Raw genomic sequence first — 13,211 nt, forward strand, 5'->3', positions numbered from 1 at the left:
ACTATGCTGCGGGGCGCTCCGTGGACGGCTGCGCTTTGTGCCCAGGTGGGGATCCGGGCGGGGCAGATCAGCAATCGGCTGTGTCGCGGGAGCCAGAGGTTGCCCATGTTTTTCCGTTTGCGGGTCGCTGTGTTCGCGCTCCTGGCGCTGGTCGCGGGGGATTTCTCCGGACAGGTCCGCGCGCAGTGCCGAATGAACTCGCCCGATACCGTTATCAGCGGGATCACGCTCACCGATAGCGAGAGTGCGGTGCGGGTCGTCGGCGCGGATGCCGAACTGATCGAGAACGATCACGATCTTCCGCACGCGCGCTTCGTGTCCACCAACGGGGCGGAGGAACTGGTGCTATTTGCGCCCTACGGTGCGAATCCGGACGAGTATGCCGAGGCCGAGGTGCGCGTTGCGGGGACGGAAGCGCTGACGCTTCGCGATCTGCCGATTGAGACTTTCACGACGGGACGCGGCGTTGCGCTGGGCATGACGATCAAGGAGGTCGAAGCGCTGTTCGGCCGCTGCGTGAAGTCGCGCCAGCGGAGCGGCAACGAGGTTTTCATCGAATACGAGATCAAGAACGCGGATCGCGACCCGGAGATCGGCCGTTTCAGTTTTCCGCTGTACTATGCCGAGTACGAGTTTCAGCGCGGCAAGCTCGTGCGCTTTCGGTTCGGCTTCGCGTATCCGTAAAGGGGGCTCACGCGTCCTTTTCGGCAAAGGTGATGCGGTTGCCTGCGGGATCGGTGACCGTCATTTCAAGCCCGCCCCACGGAGGACGTTCGAGGCCCGGCCGATTGTTCTTGTAGGCTTTCGCCGTGAGTTCGGCGTGGAAGGCAGCCAAGCCGGTCACCTCGACCCGGACGTGGGAGCCGGGCGTCGCGTCGCCGTGATGTTCGGAGACGTGGATTGCGATGCCGTTGCGGCTGACCTGCATGTAGAGCGGGAGATCGGGCTTGAAGCGATGGGTCCAGTCGACCATGAAGCCCAGAAAGCCCAGATAGAACTCCCGGGCCTTCGTCTCGTCGAAGCTTCTGAGGATCGGGATCGTTCTCACTGCTTGGAGGGGCATCGTGCCTCTCGGAGTTGGCGGGCCCCGATCGTCACCCGCGACGAAGAGGGCCGACCGGCAAATGCCGATCAGCGGGGGCGGCGCGGGCCGCCGCCAGGGCCGAACGAGGACGGCGGAGGGCCGGAGCGTGCGTCCTTGTGGCGGAAGTTGATGCGACCCTTCGTGAGGTCGTAAGGCGTCATCTCGACGGTGACTTTGTCGCCCGCCAGGATGCGGATGCGGTTTTTCTTCATGCGCCCGGACGTGTAGGCGATCACCTCATGTCCGTTGTCGAGCTTCACGCGGCAGCGGGCGTCGGGAAGCACTTCTTCCACGATGCCCTCGAACTCGAGCATTTCCTCTTTCGCCATTCATCGTCCTCAGGTGGTCCCGGTTGCGGCCCCGTCATACGCGTGGCGGCTACGCAGGACAATGCAAAAGAAACGGGGAGCGACCATGCCGCTCCCCGAACGCATGTCTGTCTTGCCGTGTTTTAGAGCGGGCGCAGGTTTACGGCTGCGATCTTGCCGTTGCGGCCACGCTCGGTTTCGAACTCAACCTTCTGGCCTTCGCGCAGTGTCTGCAGACCGGCGCGTTCCACGGCCGAAATGTGCACAAACACATCAGCCCCGCCTTCTTCCGGCTGAATAAAGCCGTATCCCTTTTGACCGTTGAACCACTTTACGGTGCCGTTCGACATTATAGTGCCTCCAAAGCAAGTCGTCATATCCCCGGACCCGATGACCGGAGACGTCATCAAATCGCGCGATGGAGACTTCCAGTGTCAGCGTGGGGCGCTGTCGTAGAGTGAACCCAAGGCGTGTTCGATGGCCTTATATGAACCGGCTTGTGTTTAAAGGCAAGATGTTGCAGGGGCCCCGGAAGCGATGATCTTTGAGGCGCACGCGCTTTCGTCAAAGTGAACGGCGTGTGTCAATGGCTCGACGTCTCCAGAAAAACTCAAGAGCAGGGCGGGCCTGAGCGCCAATGCTCGGATTTCGCGTTTTATTCCATGTTTCGGTGAAGTCTCTTTTTAGATCAGTTCCAATAATTCATGTAATAGACTGTGAGGGCTGTGGATTTATCAAATGCGGAGCTTCGTCCGGCTCCGCCACCGATCCGCGGCACTTTTTCGGGCTTTGCGGCCTGCTCTGCCTGTTGCAAAGCGGGGAGGGCCGCCCTATAAGTCGCCCCAGAGCCGCCCGGCGGGGCATGCCGTGGCGGCTTTTCATGCTTTTACCATTTGCGGTTTCCGCGAAAAGCATCCCCCACCCGCCGTCCATGGGGCGCGCGGCGCGGTGGAGGGGGTGTCCGGCCGTTTTGCGGTCGGGCGCCCGCGGACCCGCTTTCGAACTTCGAGGAGAGCAAAATGCCCAAGTTGAAGACCAAGAGCGGCGCCAAAAAGCGCTTCAAGATGACTGCGACCGGCAAGGTCAAGGTGGCTGCCCAGGGCAAACGCCACGGCATGATCAAGCGTCATGCGAAGTTCATTCGCAATGCGCGCGGGACGATGGTGCTCAACGATAGCGACGCCAAAATCGTCAAGAAATACATGCCGTACGCCCGCTAAGTCCGTCGTTTCGGACTTTCAGCACTCCCTTTAATTTCCGTCATCGAGGAGCACAGCCATGGCTCGCGTCAAACGCGGTGTTACCGCTCACGCCAAGCACAAAAAAGTTCTGAAGGCCGCCAAGGGCTACTATGGCCGCCGCAAGAACACCATTCGGGTCGCCAAGCAGGCCGTCGAAAAGGCGCTGCAGTACGGCTACCGGGATCGCAAGCGCAAGAAGCGCACGTTCCGCGCGCTCTGGATCCAGCGCATCAACGCGGCCACGCGCGAGCACGGCCTGACCTACGGCCGATTTATCTTCGGTCTTTCGAAGGCCGGCATCGACATCGACCGCAAGGTTCTCGCCGATATCGCCGTGCGCGATGCGGCCGCGTTCAAGGCGCTCGTCGAGCAGGCTGCCGCTGCGGTGAAGGACTCCAAGGCCGCGGCCTGATCCCATCCTCTGTCATCCCGGAAAGGCGGAGGCATGCTTCCAGCATGACCGAAGCCTTATCCGGGAGCGAGCGCAAGATTCGTCGAAGACGTAGTATTTTCGCGATGGGAGCTTTTGCTGGGTCCCGGCTCGGCGCTCGGCTTCGCCTCGCTTGGCCGGGATGACAGCCTGGGATCGTCGTCCGCGATGAGAAGAGGCGCACGATGACCGGCACGACCGAACTCGATACACTCAAAGCCGAACTTCTGGCCGAAATCGCCGGGGCCCGCGATCTCGCCGGGATCGAGGCCGTGCGCGTCGCTGCGCTCGGCAAGAAGGGGCGGATCGCCGCCCAGATGGCGAAGCTCGGCGGATTGCCGCCCGAAGAGCGCAAGGCATTCGGCGCGGCGACGAACGCCGTGAAGGAAGCGGTGACCTCCTCGCTCGAAGCGCGCCGCGCCGAGCTTGAGGTGGCGGCGCTCGACGCGCGCCTTGCGAGCGAACGGGAAGACGTGACGCTGCCGGTGCGTCCGGGCCCAGAAGCGCTGGGGCGTATCCATCCGGTGAGCCAGGTGTTCGACGAGTGCGTGGAGATCTTCGCCGATCTCGGTTTCGACGTGGCCGAAGGTCCCGATATCGAAACCGACGACATGAACTTCACCAAGCTCAACATTCCGGCCGAGCATCCCGCGCGGCAGGAGCACGACACGTTCTATTTCCCGACGAAGCCGGACGGCTCGCGGCTCTTGCTGCGCACGCACACGAGCCCGGTGCAGATCCGCACGATGGAGACGCGCAAGCCGCCGATCCGCATCATCGCGCCGGGCCGCGTCTACCGCTGCGACAGCGACCAGACGCACACGCCGATGTTCCACCAGATCGAAGGGCTCGTCATCGACGAGACCACGCACATGGGGCATCTCAAGTGGGTGCTCGAAGAATTCTGCAAGGCGTTCTTCGAGGTGCCGGACGTGAAGATGCGATTCCGTGCGTCTCACTTTCCCTTCACCGAGCCCTCGATGGAGGTCGATATCGGGGCCGAGGCCATCGGCAAGCCGGGCGCCTGGCTCGAAATTCTCGGCTGCGGAATGGTGCATCCGAACGTGCTGCGCAATTGCGGGCTCGATCCGGAGAAATATCAGGGCTTCGCGTTCGGCATGGGCCTCGACCGGCTCACGATGCTGAAGTACGGCGTGCCGGATCTGCGTGCCTTCTTCTCGGCGGATTTGCGCTGGCTGCGCCATTACGGTTTCTCGGTGCTCGACGTGCCGACGCTTGCGGGCGGTCTTTCGAGCTAAGGAGATTTCATGAAATTCACGCTGTCCTGGCTCAAGGATCATCTCAAGACCACGGCGACGGTCGAGGAGATTTCGACGAAGCTTTCGGCCATCGGGCTTGAGGTCGAAAGCGTCGAGGACCCGGCGGACAAGCTCGGTGCGTTTCGCGTTGCGCGGATCGTGGAAGCGAAGAAGCATCCGAATGCGGATAAGCTCCAGGTCGTCATGGTCGAGGTCGAGTGCGGGCAGCCGCTGCTCGAAGTCGTGTGCGGCGCGCCGAACGCGCGCGTCGGGCTCGTCAGCGTGTTCGCGCCGCTCGGCACCTACATTCCAGGCTCGGGCATCACGCTTGAGAAGAAGCCGGTGCGCGGCGTCGTTTCGAACGGCATGATGTGCTCGGCGGCGGAACTCGAACTCTCCGACGAGAGCGCCGGTATTCTGGAGCTTTCACCCGAAGCGGCCGAGCAGGTCGGGCAGCGCTATATCGATGTCATGGGGCTCAACGATCCGGTGTTCGAGGTGAAGCTCACGCCGAACCGGCCGGATTGCACGGGCGTGCGCGGCATTGCGCGGGATCTCGCAGCGGCGGGCCTCGGCACGCTGAAGCCTGAGAAGGCGATCGCGGGCGTCGAAGGCAGCTTCGAGAGCCCGGTTGCGGTGGCGCTCGACTTCACGAAGGAAGCTGAGAGCGCGTGTCCGGTGTTCGCGGCGCGCTATGTGAAGGGCGTGAGCAACGGGCCGTCGCCCGAGTGGCTGCAGCGACGGCTTCGTGCCGTGGGGCTTCGGCCGATCAATGCGCTTGTCGATGTGACGAACTACATCAGCCAGGATCGCGGCCGGCCGCTCCACGTCTACGACGCCGACAAGCTCAAGGGCGCGGTGCGGGCGCGGCTCGGAAAGCCGGGCGAAAAGTTTCTCGGTCTCGACGGCAAGGAACATGCCGTTGACGAGGCGATGTGCGTGATCGCGGACGACAGCGGGCCGCTCGGTTTCGGCGGCATCATCGGCGGCGAGGACTCCGGTTCGACGGAGGCTACGGTCAACGTTCTCATCGAGAGCGCCTATTTCGATCCGCTGCGCACCGCGGCCACGGGGCGCAAGACGGGGCTCGTAACGGATGCGCGCTATCGCTTCGAGCGCGGCGTGGACCCTGAGAGCGTGCTGCCGGGGCTCGATCTCGCGACGCAGATGATCCACAAGCTTTGCGGCGGCAAGCCCTCGAAGGCGGTGGTTGCAGGCGCGGTTCCCGATACGCGGCGTACGATCCTGTTCGATGTGGGCCGGGTGGAGAAGCTTTCCGGCCTGGTTCTGCCGGTCGCAGAGATCCGCACGATTTTGGAGACGCTCTGCTGCGAGTTGGTGGGCGATGGCGAGACCATCGAGGTGATCCCGCCATCTTGGCGGCCGGACATTCATGGGAGCGCCGATCTCGTGGAAGAAGTCGTGCGCATCGCGGGGATCGAGCGCGTGCCCTCTACGCCGCTGCCGCGGACAAGCGGTGTTTCGCGGCCTGTGCTGACGGAAACGCAGAAGCGTTCGCGGCGTGCGCGCCGGTTGCTGGCCGCGCGCGGGCTCGTGGAGGCGGTGACGTGGTCGTTCCTGCCGCGCGGGCAGGCCGAGACGTTTTCTGCGGGTAACGGCGAGTTGGTGGAACTGGCGAACCCGATCTCCGTCGATCTCGCCGTCATGCGGCCGAGCCTGCTTCCGGGGTTGATCTCCGCTGTCGGACGTAACCGCAATCGCGGCTTTGCGGATGTGGGGCTGTTCGAGTTGGGCCAGGCCTATCGCGGCGATAAGCCGGAAGATCAGTATCTCGCGGTCTCCGGTGTGCGCGGCGGAACGGCGGGACGATCCGGCGGCGGTCGTCACTGGGATGGCAAGGCGCAGAACGTCGATGTGTTCGATGCCAAGGCGGATGCGGTTGCCGTGCTGGCCGCGCTGGGGCTCGATACGGCCAAGGTGCAGGTCACGCGCGATGCTCCGGGCTGGTATCATCCGGGCCGGTCGGGCACGCTGAGGCTCGGGCCCAAGACGGTGCTCGCGCATTTCGGCGAGGTGCATCCGGCGACACTCGATGCGCTGGATGTTGCGGCGCCCGTGGTCGCGTTCGAGGTGTTTCTCGATGCGTTGCCGCCCGAGAAGCGGAAGTCGCGCGCCAAGGCGCAATTCGCGCAGTCGGACCTCTTGCCCGTTCGCCGCGATTTCGCATTCGTGCTCGATGCGGCGGTGAGTGCAGGCGATGTCGTGCGGGCGGCGCTCGGGGCCGATAAGGCGCTGATCGCGGGCGTTTCGGTGTTCGACGTGTTCGAGGGCGGGGCGCTTGCTGCCGAGGGCAAGAAATCGGTCGCCATCGAGGTGACGCTACAGCCCACGGCCGAGACACTGACCGACAAGGACATCGAAGCCGTTTCGGAGAAGGTGATCGCGGGCGTCAAGAAGGCGACCGGTGGCGAGATCCGCGGTTAGGGGCGAACGGATTGTCGCGTGGAGCTGTCATCCCGGCCAAGTGGAGCGTAGCGCAACGCAGGGCCGGGACCTAGGAGACGCTTCTATCGCGAATATCGCGTCTTCGACTTTCTTGCGCTGGGTCCCGGATAAGGCTCCGCCTTTCCGGGATGACAGGGGAGCGGCGCGCGATGTTCCTCGGCCTTGAAATTCCTGGTATGACACTGGCCGTTCAATCATCGAGCATGATTTCTTTAGTTGGGCCTATGATTCACGCTTCAGGCTGGTAGGGCCTGAAGCGATCATGGCCATGTGCGGGAGACACGGGATGGGCGTGCAAGACATCACGGAAGCGCAGGAGCCTTTGGTGCTGCCGAAGCCCGACCTGCACCACATCGTCGTGGTCGGCGGTGGCGCTGGCGGGCTGGAGCTTGCCACGCGGCTCGGCAACAAGCTCGGCCGCGATCGCTGGTGGGGCCGCAAGGCGAAGGCCGCGATTACGCTGGTCGATCGCTCGCGCACGCACATCTGGAAGCCGCTGTTGCACGAAATCGCGGCGGGCAGCATGGACGTCGACCGGCATGAGGTCGAGTACATGGCGCAGGGGCACTGGAACCATTTCCGCTATCGCTACGGCGAGGTGATCGGTCTCGACCGTGCCAACAAGCGCGTCCAGCTCGGCCGCACGGTGGACGAGGACGGCCGCGAGATCACGCCCGAGCGGTGGGTGCCTTACGATACGCTCGTGATCGCCATCGGCAGCGTTTCGAACGATTTCGGCGTGCCGGGTGTCGCGCAGAACGCGATCATGCTGGATACGCCGGAGCAGGCGGAGCGTTTCAACCGGCGGCTTCTCAACGCGTGCGTGCGCGCCAATACGCAGCCGGGTCCGCTGCGGCCGGAACAGCTTCACGTCGCCATCATCGGTGCAGGTGCGACGGGGACGGAGCTTTCGGCGGAGTTGCACGGTACGGCGCGCGGTGTGGTCGCGTTCGGGCTCGACAACATCGATCCCGAGAAGGATATCAAGATCACGCTGATCGAAGCAGCCGACCGCATTTTGTCGGCGCTGCCGGTCAGGATTTCGAATGCCACGGCGGAGATCCTTACCGGGCTCGACGTCGATATCCGGACGAACGCGCGCGTGACCGAGGTGACGGACAAGGGTGTGAAAATCGCGAACGGCGATTTCATTCCGTCGGAGCTCGTCGTGTGGGCTGCTGGCGTCAAAGGGCCGGACGTGCTGCGCAACCTGGATGGGCTGGAGGTCAGCCGTTCGGGACAACTCGTGATCACGCCGACGCTGGAGACCACCAACGATCCCGATATCTTCGCGTTTGGCGACTGCGCCTATCTGCTGCCGCCGGGCGAGGATCGTCCGATCCCGCCGCGCGCGCAGGCAGCGCACCAGCAGGCGTCGCATCTCAGGCGGCAACTGCAGGCGCGGCTCGGCGGGCTGCCGCTCAAGCCGTTCGTCTATCGCGATTTCGGGTCGCTGGTTTCTCTTGGCGACTATTCGACGGTCGGCAGCCTGATGGGCTTCGTCACGGGGCGGAAGATGCTGATCGAGGGCTTCGTCGCCAAGATGATGTACCGCTCGCTCTACAAGATGCACGAGATGGCGCTGCACGGCTTCTGGAAGGTGGCGCTCGATACGGTTTCGCGGCTGTTGACGCGGCGGACGGAGCCGCACGTCAAGCTGCACTGATCGTTCGCTGGTCGCGGGGTAGGCGGGGCCTTTGCCGGGGCGGCGCCGGTTAACGGCGGATTAACCGTCCCGCGTGGCGCGTAAGTCATTGGCCGGGGTACGCTGCCGCCCGGTCCCTCCAATTTTAGAGATCTTCTGCACGGTGTCTTGATACGTCCGGGCTACGCTTATTCATGCGGGGTCGGTGCGCACTGTGGAGGATTTCATGTGCGGACTCGCGATTATTCTGGCGTTCGTGCTGGCCCATATGGTGGCTGCGACGCAGCTTGGCGGAGGATGGCGCGGCGCGGCGCGTGCGCCGTTCCTGGTGTTTCCGCCAGCGTTCGCGCTCATCGTGCTCGACGGCGTCGTGCATGACACCTTCTCGGAGATCATCCCACGCGCGTTGACGCTCCTCAGTTGGGAGCTGCTCTACCTCTTCGGCTACGTGTTTCTTAGGCTGCTGACGCGGCCTGTGCCGCCTGTGCCGACTAAGCTTTCTTGACGAGGTAACCGATGCGGCCGCCGGAGACCTGCCGCAGGCGCTCCAGATGTGCGAGCAATTCGCTGCCGTGCAGCGGGAGGCCTGTCATCCGCACGTGGTCCTCGTCGAGCGCTTCGAGCGCGGGCATCACTTCTTCCGCGGATTTGTGAAGCATCACGATCATCGCCACGCAGGCCCGGCCCATGTTGCGCGGGACTTTGGGCATGCTGCTCGCGACGAGCGCGCGCGCGCGGTCGGACATGTAGCTCGACAGGCGGCCGAAGACGGCGATCAGCCGGATGAAGAGATCGTCGCGGAAGCGATAGCCTTTCGTCTCCATCCACTCGAAGAACTTGGTCATGGTCATGTCCTGCCGCCGAAGCAGGGGCGTCAGGCGGTAGTCCTGCCATTCGGCCACGAGATCGAACCGCGGGTCGATGTCGATGTCGCCGGGGGCGAACGTTTCGGTGGCGGTGACGCCGATGGCGCGGAAGAAGTCGCGGTTGGCTTTGTGGTCGAAGCGGGTCTTGAACGCCGGGAGTTTGACCTTGCGGCGGCTGGCGTCTGCGAAGGCCTGGGCGACGAGCTTGGCGCAGAACAGCTTGCGCCGTCCCTTCATGCGCATCGAGAAATCGTAGGGGATGTGGAGCGCGGCGCCGGTGGTCGTGGCCAGTACGCGGGCGTGGGCCAACTCGGCAGCCTTGGCGGCGATGATGGCATCCTTGAAGCGATAGAGCACGGCGCGGCCGAGGCCGGCGGCAAGCACCTCTTCCAGAGGCTTGATGACGGCGCCTTCCTCGATGAGCGCTTCGACGATCCAGTGCTTGCCTTCGGCGTCGATGTAGACGAGCGCGACGTGGCTGAACTGTGTGTCCACGTCGCCGATGCGGGCGATGGCGGCGCTGTTGTGGGCGCTGCCGCGCACGAGCAGCACGTCGCCCGAGCGGAAGGGGATGTTGCGCCCGGTGTCGTAGGCGGGATGGACGAGCGTGTTCCAGTCCGTGCCGGTGAAAGCGCGGCGGCTTTGCTCCGCCGGTGCGAGACGCGCGTTGCCGCATGCGATCTCGCCTAGAATGTCGGATGCGTAGCGCATGATCCGGAAGGTATCGCGAAGGGCGATCTCGGCGGGGCGGAGCAGGATGCCGGCGGCCTGCCATTCGCCGATCCGGTCGCGCAGGATCATGCGGATCGCAAAGAGTTCTTGCAGGAGCTCTGGAGCGGCCGCTCTGATTTCGTCGCGATCGACATCGGCAGGGTCGTTGTCGTGGACGAGGTGATAGATGGTTTTGAGGCCCGCTTCGAGATCCAGGTGGGTTTCGAACCGCCGCTCGGCAACTTTACGAGCTTCTACGAGCCGCTGCTCAGGGCTCAGAACGACCAGACGTTGCACGCAACCACTCCCCCAACTTTACGCTTGCGAGGCGCGGTTTCCCCGACCGCAGCCTCCGGTCTCCCAACGTGACCGTCCCGGTGACGGATTGGTAGGGTCCGATGGCGCGATGGTAAAGGCTGGAGCGCGCGAGGTGTGTGACCTATAGGGCGCGCTCGCCGCCGTTTTTGTGTGCCGTTGCGATTTCGCGGCGTGTTGACGCCAGTGAAGGCCGCGGAAGATGCGTTCAGCGACGGCGAAGCGCGGATAGGAGTTCGGCTGTCGGATAGGAATCCGCCGGAAGGTTGAACTTGATCTGCATGGTCTTCACCGCCTGGCGCGTCTGTGCACCGATGATGCCGTCGATCTCGCCCACGTCGTGTCCGTGATCCACCAGGCGGCGCTGCAACTCTTTCGCCTCGTCCTGGCTCAAGGTTGGGATGTCGCCACGGCCGCGGCGCATGGCTGGCGCGCCGTCGATGCGGGTGGCGAGATAGGCCGCCGTGATCGCGTAGTTGAGCGACTGGTTCCACTGCAGATAGACGTCGAAGTTCTGATAGGCGAGGAACGCCGGACCGAAGCGGCCCATCGGCAGCAGCAGCGACGAGGGCATGGCGTCGTTTTCGAGCGCGGAGCCGTCGGCGCGCGTGACGCCCAGCCCCGCCCACTTCGAGCGCGGGTGCTTGATCGACAGATCGGCTTCGGCCCAGGGCAGCTCGCGCGGGACGATCACCTCTTCGAGCCACGGCTCGTTCCGGCGCCAACCGAGATGCGACATGTAATTGGCGGTGGTGCCGATGATGTCGGTCGGGTTCTTGAAGAGGTCGGGCTTGCCGTCGTCGTCGTAGTCGACGGCGTGTTCCAGATAGCGCGTCGGCAGGAATTGCGTCTGGCCGATCTCGCCCGCCCACGAGCCCACCATTTCGTGGGGCCGCATATCGCCACGGTCGATGATTTCGAGGGCGGCGAGAAGCTCGTCGCGGAACATCGGGCCACGGCGGCAGTCGTAGGCGAGGGTCGCCAGCGAGCGCAGGATCGGGAGGTTGCCGAGGCCCGCGCCGAAGTCGCTCTCAAGAGCCCAGAAGCCCGTGATGACGGACGCCTGGACGCCGAATTCCTTCTTCACGCGGTCGAAGGTGGCTTGGTTTCGCTTGATCTGCGCGCGGCCGTTCTGCACGCGGTTGTTGGTCGCGAGCTTGGCCTGGAAGTCGAGGAAGCTCTGCGAGAAGAAGCCCTGGCGGCGGTCGCGTCGGATCACGCCCTCGTCGAGGGTGATGCCGTCGAGCGCGTCGGAGATGGTGCGGCGGCTGATGCCAAGCTCTTCGGCTTCCTTGCGGAAGTCGCGCATCCAGGCCGAGAAGGTGCCGGTGTTCTTGCAGTTGCGCGGGGCGGGCGGCGGCGGAAGGCCCTTGGTGGAGACGCGGCGCATGACGCCCGACTGGCGCTGGGTCGGCGTGTGCGTTTCTGCAGCCGGTGCGGCTTGGCGGGCCGGCGGGCGCGCGGCGGGTGCGGTGTCCTCGAACGCAGGCTCGGGTGCGATTTCGGCAGGTGTTGGCGGCGGTGGGGCTGGCTTTCGCTGCGGCTTGCGCTTGGGCTGGTTTTCAACGGGTCCGAATTGAATGCCGCCTGCGACGGTGGAGTTCAGGGGGGCGACGATGGCGGTGGACGCGAGGACGAGGGCGGCGAGCAAGGGGGTGACGCGCATTTCGAGCCTTCCGATGTCGGTTTCGCCGTCACTCATGCCGACCGATGTGGCCGCGTCAAGGTCAGGCGGTTGGGGAAATGTCTTCAAACGGCAAAATACTGGAACCGCGTCGTTCGGAGCTATGTCGCGGGGCGATGGCAACCGCTCTGCTACGCGCTGCCTATAGCGATGCCGACGCCGAATACGATGAGCCCGCCTGCCACGACTTCGAGCGCCGCGCGCATGAACGGCGTCTCCATATAGCGGGCGCGCACCCAGGCGATCACCCAAAGCTCGACGACGACGATGAGCGCGGCGATGGCGGTCGCCGTCCAGAAATCCGCAATAAGATAAGGGAGCGTGTGGCCGAGGCCGCCGATGGCGGTCATGACGCCTGTGACGGTGCCGCGTTTCCAGGGATGGCCGCGGCCCGAGATCAGGCCGTCATCCGACATCGCTTCCGCGATGCCCATCGAGATGCCGGAGCCGATAGAGGCGGCGAGGCCGACGAGGAATGTGGTCCAGGTGTCGTAGGTGGCGAACGCGACGGCAAAGATCGGTGCGAGCGTCGAGATGGAGCCGTCGATCAGGCCGTTGAGACCCGGCTGAATGTACTGAAGGACAAAGGCGCGCTGGGCCGTGTCGCCGCTCGTTTCCTCGGGGAGATCGCTCGATTTGCGCATATCGCGCATGGTGCTGAGGTGCCTGTCCTCGGCCGCGGCGAGGTCGCCCAGAAGTTTGCGGGCTGCGGCGTCGGTCGTGCGGCTCTTGCCCGATTCGTAGAACTGGCGCGCTTCCTGGGCGATGCGCTCGGCCTGGCCGCGAATTTCCTGCGGGTCCACCTCCTCCCGTGTCCAGATGGGCTCATGGTGGGCGAAGCCCCGTACGTCCTGGGGCCGGATGAGAGGAATGTGGTCGCCGTGGGTAGCTTGGTAGACGTCGATCAGCGCACCGCGGTGGACGTGCTCCTCCTCGGCCATGGCGGAGAAGATCTGCCCCATCGCGGGCTCTCTCTCGAACAGCCCGTGCGCGTATTCGGCGTAGATCCGGGCGTGCTCCTCGCCCAGCGTGATCGCCAGCGCCAGCACTTCGCTCTGATCGAGGTCGGAAAAGCTCCGCACGCGCCCCCCTTTTGGCCTCCTAGTTCGCTCGGATCATTAGAACATTTCCAATATCGGTCAACGTGCCGCACCACCCTCCCCACAGCTCCGGACGGGGTCGCCGCAGATTTCCTGCGGATG

Annotated in this window: 13 protein-coding genes; 7 read left to right on the forward strand and 6 right to left on the reverse strand. The window is 64.4% G+C overall.

The genetic code is table 11. The features are described from left to right. Window positions 1–105 precede the first annotated feature (105 nt). The gene (locus tag W911_RS03285) at window positions 106–684 is read left to right on the forward strand and encodes a hypothetical protein (RefSeq protein WP_023786084.1); all 579 of its coding nucleotides are present in this window, start codon (window positions 106–108) and stop codon (window positions 682–684) included. Window positions 685–691: 7 nt separating this feature from the next. On the opposite strand, the gene W911_RS03290 is transcribed toward W911_RS03285, so the two are convergent. The 3 genes from W911_RS03290 to W911_RS03300 form a co-directional block, all read right to left on the reverse strand. Next, complete coding sequence (locus W911_RS03290; RefSeq protein WP_023786085.1) at window positions 692–1,063, reverse strand: glyoxalase superfamily protein; 372 nt, start codon at window positions 1,061–1,063, stop codon at window positions 692–694. A 68-nt stretch (window positions 1,064–1,131) separates the two neighbouring features. After that, the gene (gene infA, locus W911_RS03295) at window positions 1,132–1,413 is read right to left on the reverse strand and encodes a translation initiation factor IF-1 (protein WP_023786086.1); all 282 of its coding nucleotides are present in this window, start codon (window positions 1,411–1,413) and stop codon (window positions 1,132–1,134) included. 122 nt (window positions 1,414–1,535) lie between these two features. Then, complete coding sequence (locus W911_RS03300; protein ID WP_023786087.1) at window positions 1,536–1,742, reverse strand: cold-shock protein; 207 nt, start codon at window positions 1,740–1,742, stop codon at window positions 1,536–1,538. A 669-nt stretch (window positions 1,743–2,411) separates the two neighbouring features. Here W911_RS03300 and rpmI point away from each other — a divergent pair. The 6 genes from rpmI to W911_RS03330 all read left to right on the forward strand — a co-directional run bounded on the left by rpmI (window position 2,412) and on the right by W911_RS03330 (window position 8,938). Continuing rightward, complete coding sequence (rpmI, locus tag W911_RS03305) at window positions 2,412–2,612, forward strand: 50S ribosomal protein L35 (RefSeq protein WP_023786088.1); 201 nt, start codon at window positions 2,412–2,414, stop codon at window positions 2,610–2,612. Window positions 2,613–2,670: 58 nt separating this feature from the next. Beyond that, window positions 2,671–3,045, forward strand: a complete 375-nt coding sequence (rplT, locus tag W911_RS03310) for a 50S ribosomal protein L20 (protein WP_023786089.1) — start codon at window positions 2,671–2,673, stop codon at window positions 3,043–3,045. Window positions 3,046–3,248: 203 nt separating this feature from the next. Next, entirely contained in the window at window positions 3,249–4,322 is a 1,074-nt protein-coding gene (pheS, locus tag W911_RS03315) for a phenylalanine--tRNA ligase subunit alpha (RefSeq protein ID WP_023786090.1), read from the forward strand. A 9-nt stretch (window positions 4,323–4,331) separates the two neighbouring features. Continuing rightward, window positions 4,332–6,767, forward strand: a complete 2,436-nt coding sequence (pheT, locus tag W911_RS03320) for a phenylalanine--tRNA ligase subunit beta (protein ID WP_023786091.1) — start codon at window positions 4,332–4,334, stop codon at window positions 6,765–6,767. Between the two features lie 307 nt (window positions 6,768–7,074). After that, the gene (locus W911_RS03325; RefSeq protein ID WP_023786092.1) at window positions 7,075–8,454 is read left to right on the forward strand and encodes an NAD(P)/FAD-dependent oxidoreductase; all 1,380 of its coding nucleotides are present in this window, start codon (window positions 7,075–7,077) and stop codon (window positions 8,452–8,454) included. A 205-nt stretch (window positions 8,455–8,659) separates the two neighbouring features. Then, complete coding sequence (locus tag W911_RS03330; RefSeq protein WP_023786093.1) at window positions 8,660–8,938, forward strand: hypothetical protein; 279 nt, start codon at window positions 8,660–8,662, stop codon at window positions 8,936–8,938. Here the strand turns inward: W911_RS03330 and W911_RS03335 are convergent. The 3 genes from W911_RS03335 to W911_RS03345 form a co-directional block, all read right to left on the reverse strand. Beyond that, window positions 8,925–10,307 carry a YiiX/YebB-like N1pC/P60 family cysteine hydrolase gene (locus W911_RS03335; RefSeq protein WP_023786094.1) on the reverse strand — a complete coding sequence of 461 codons (1,383 nt, stop codon included), beginning with the start codon at window positions 10,305–10,307 and terminating at the stop codon, window positions 8,925–8,927. The two genes, W911_RS03330 and W911_RS03335, sit on opposite strands and share 14 nt — an antisense overlap. Window positions 10,308–10,533: 226 nt before the next feature. Then, window positions 10,534–11,991 (reverse strand): lytic murein transglycosylase, encoded by a 1,458-nt coding sequence (locus W911_RS03340; RefSeq protein ID WP_081717804.1) that lies wholly within the window; start codon window positions 11,989–11,991, stop codon window positions 10,534–10,536. Between the two features lie 149 nt (window positions 11,992–12,140). Continuing rightward, window positions 12,141–13,091, reverse strand: coding sequence for a ferritin family protein (locus tag W911_RS03345; protein WP_023786096.1), 951 nt, complete (start codon window positions 13,089–13,091; stop codon window positions 12,141–12,143). Window positions 13,092–13,211 lie beyond the last annotated feature (120 nt).

This window comes from Hyphomicrobium nitrativorans NL23, from assembly GCF_000503895.1.
Lineage (GTDB): Bacteria > Pseudomonadota > Alphaproteobacteria > Rhizobiales > Hyphomicrobiaceae > Hyphomicrobium_C > Hyphomicrobium_C nitrativorans.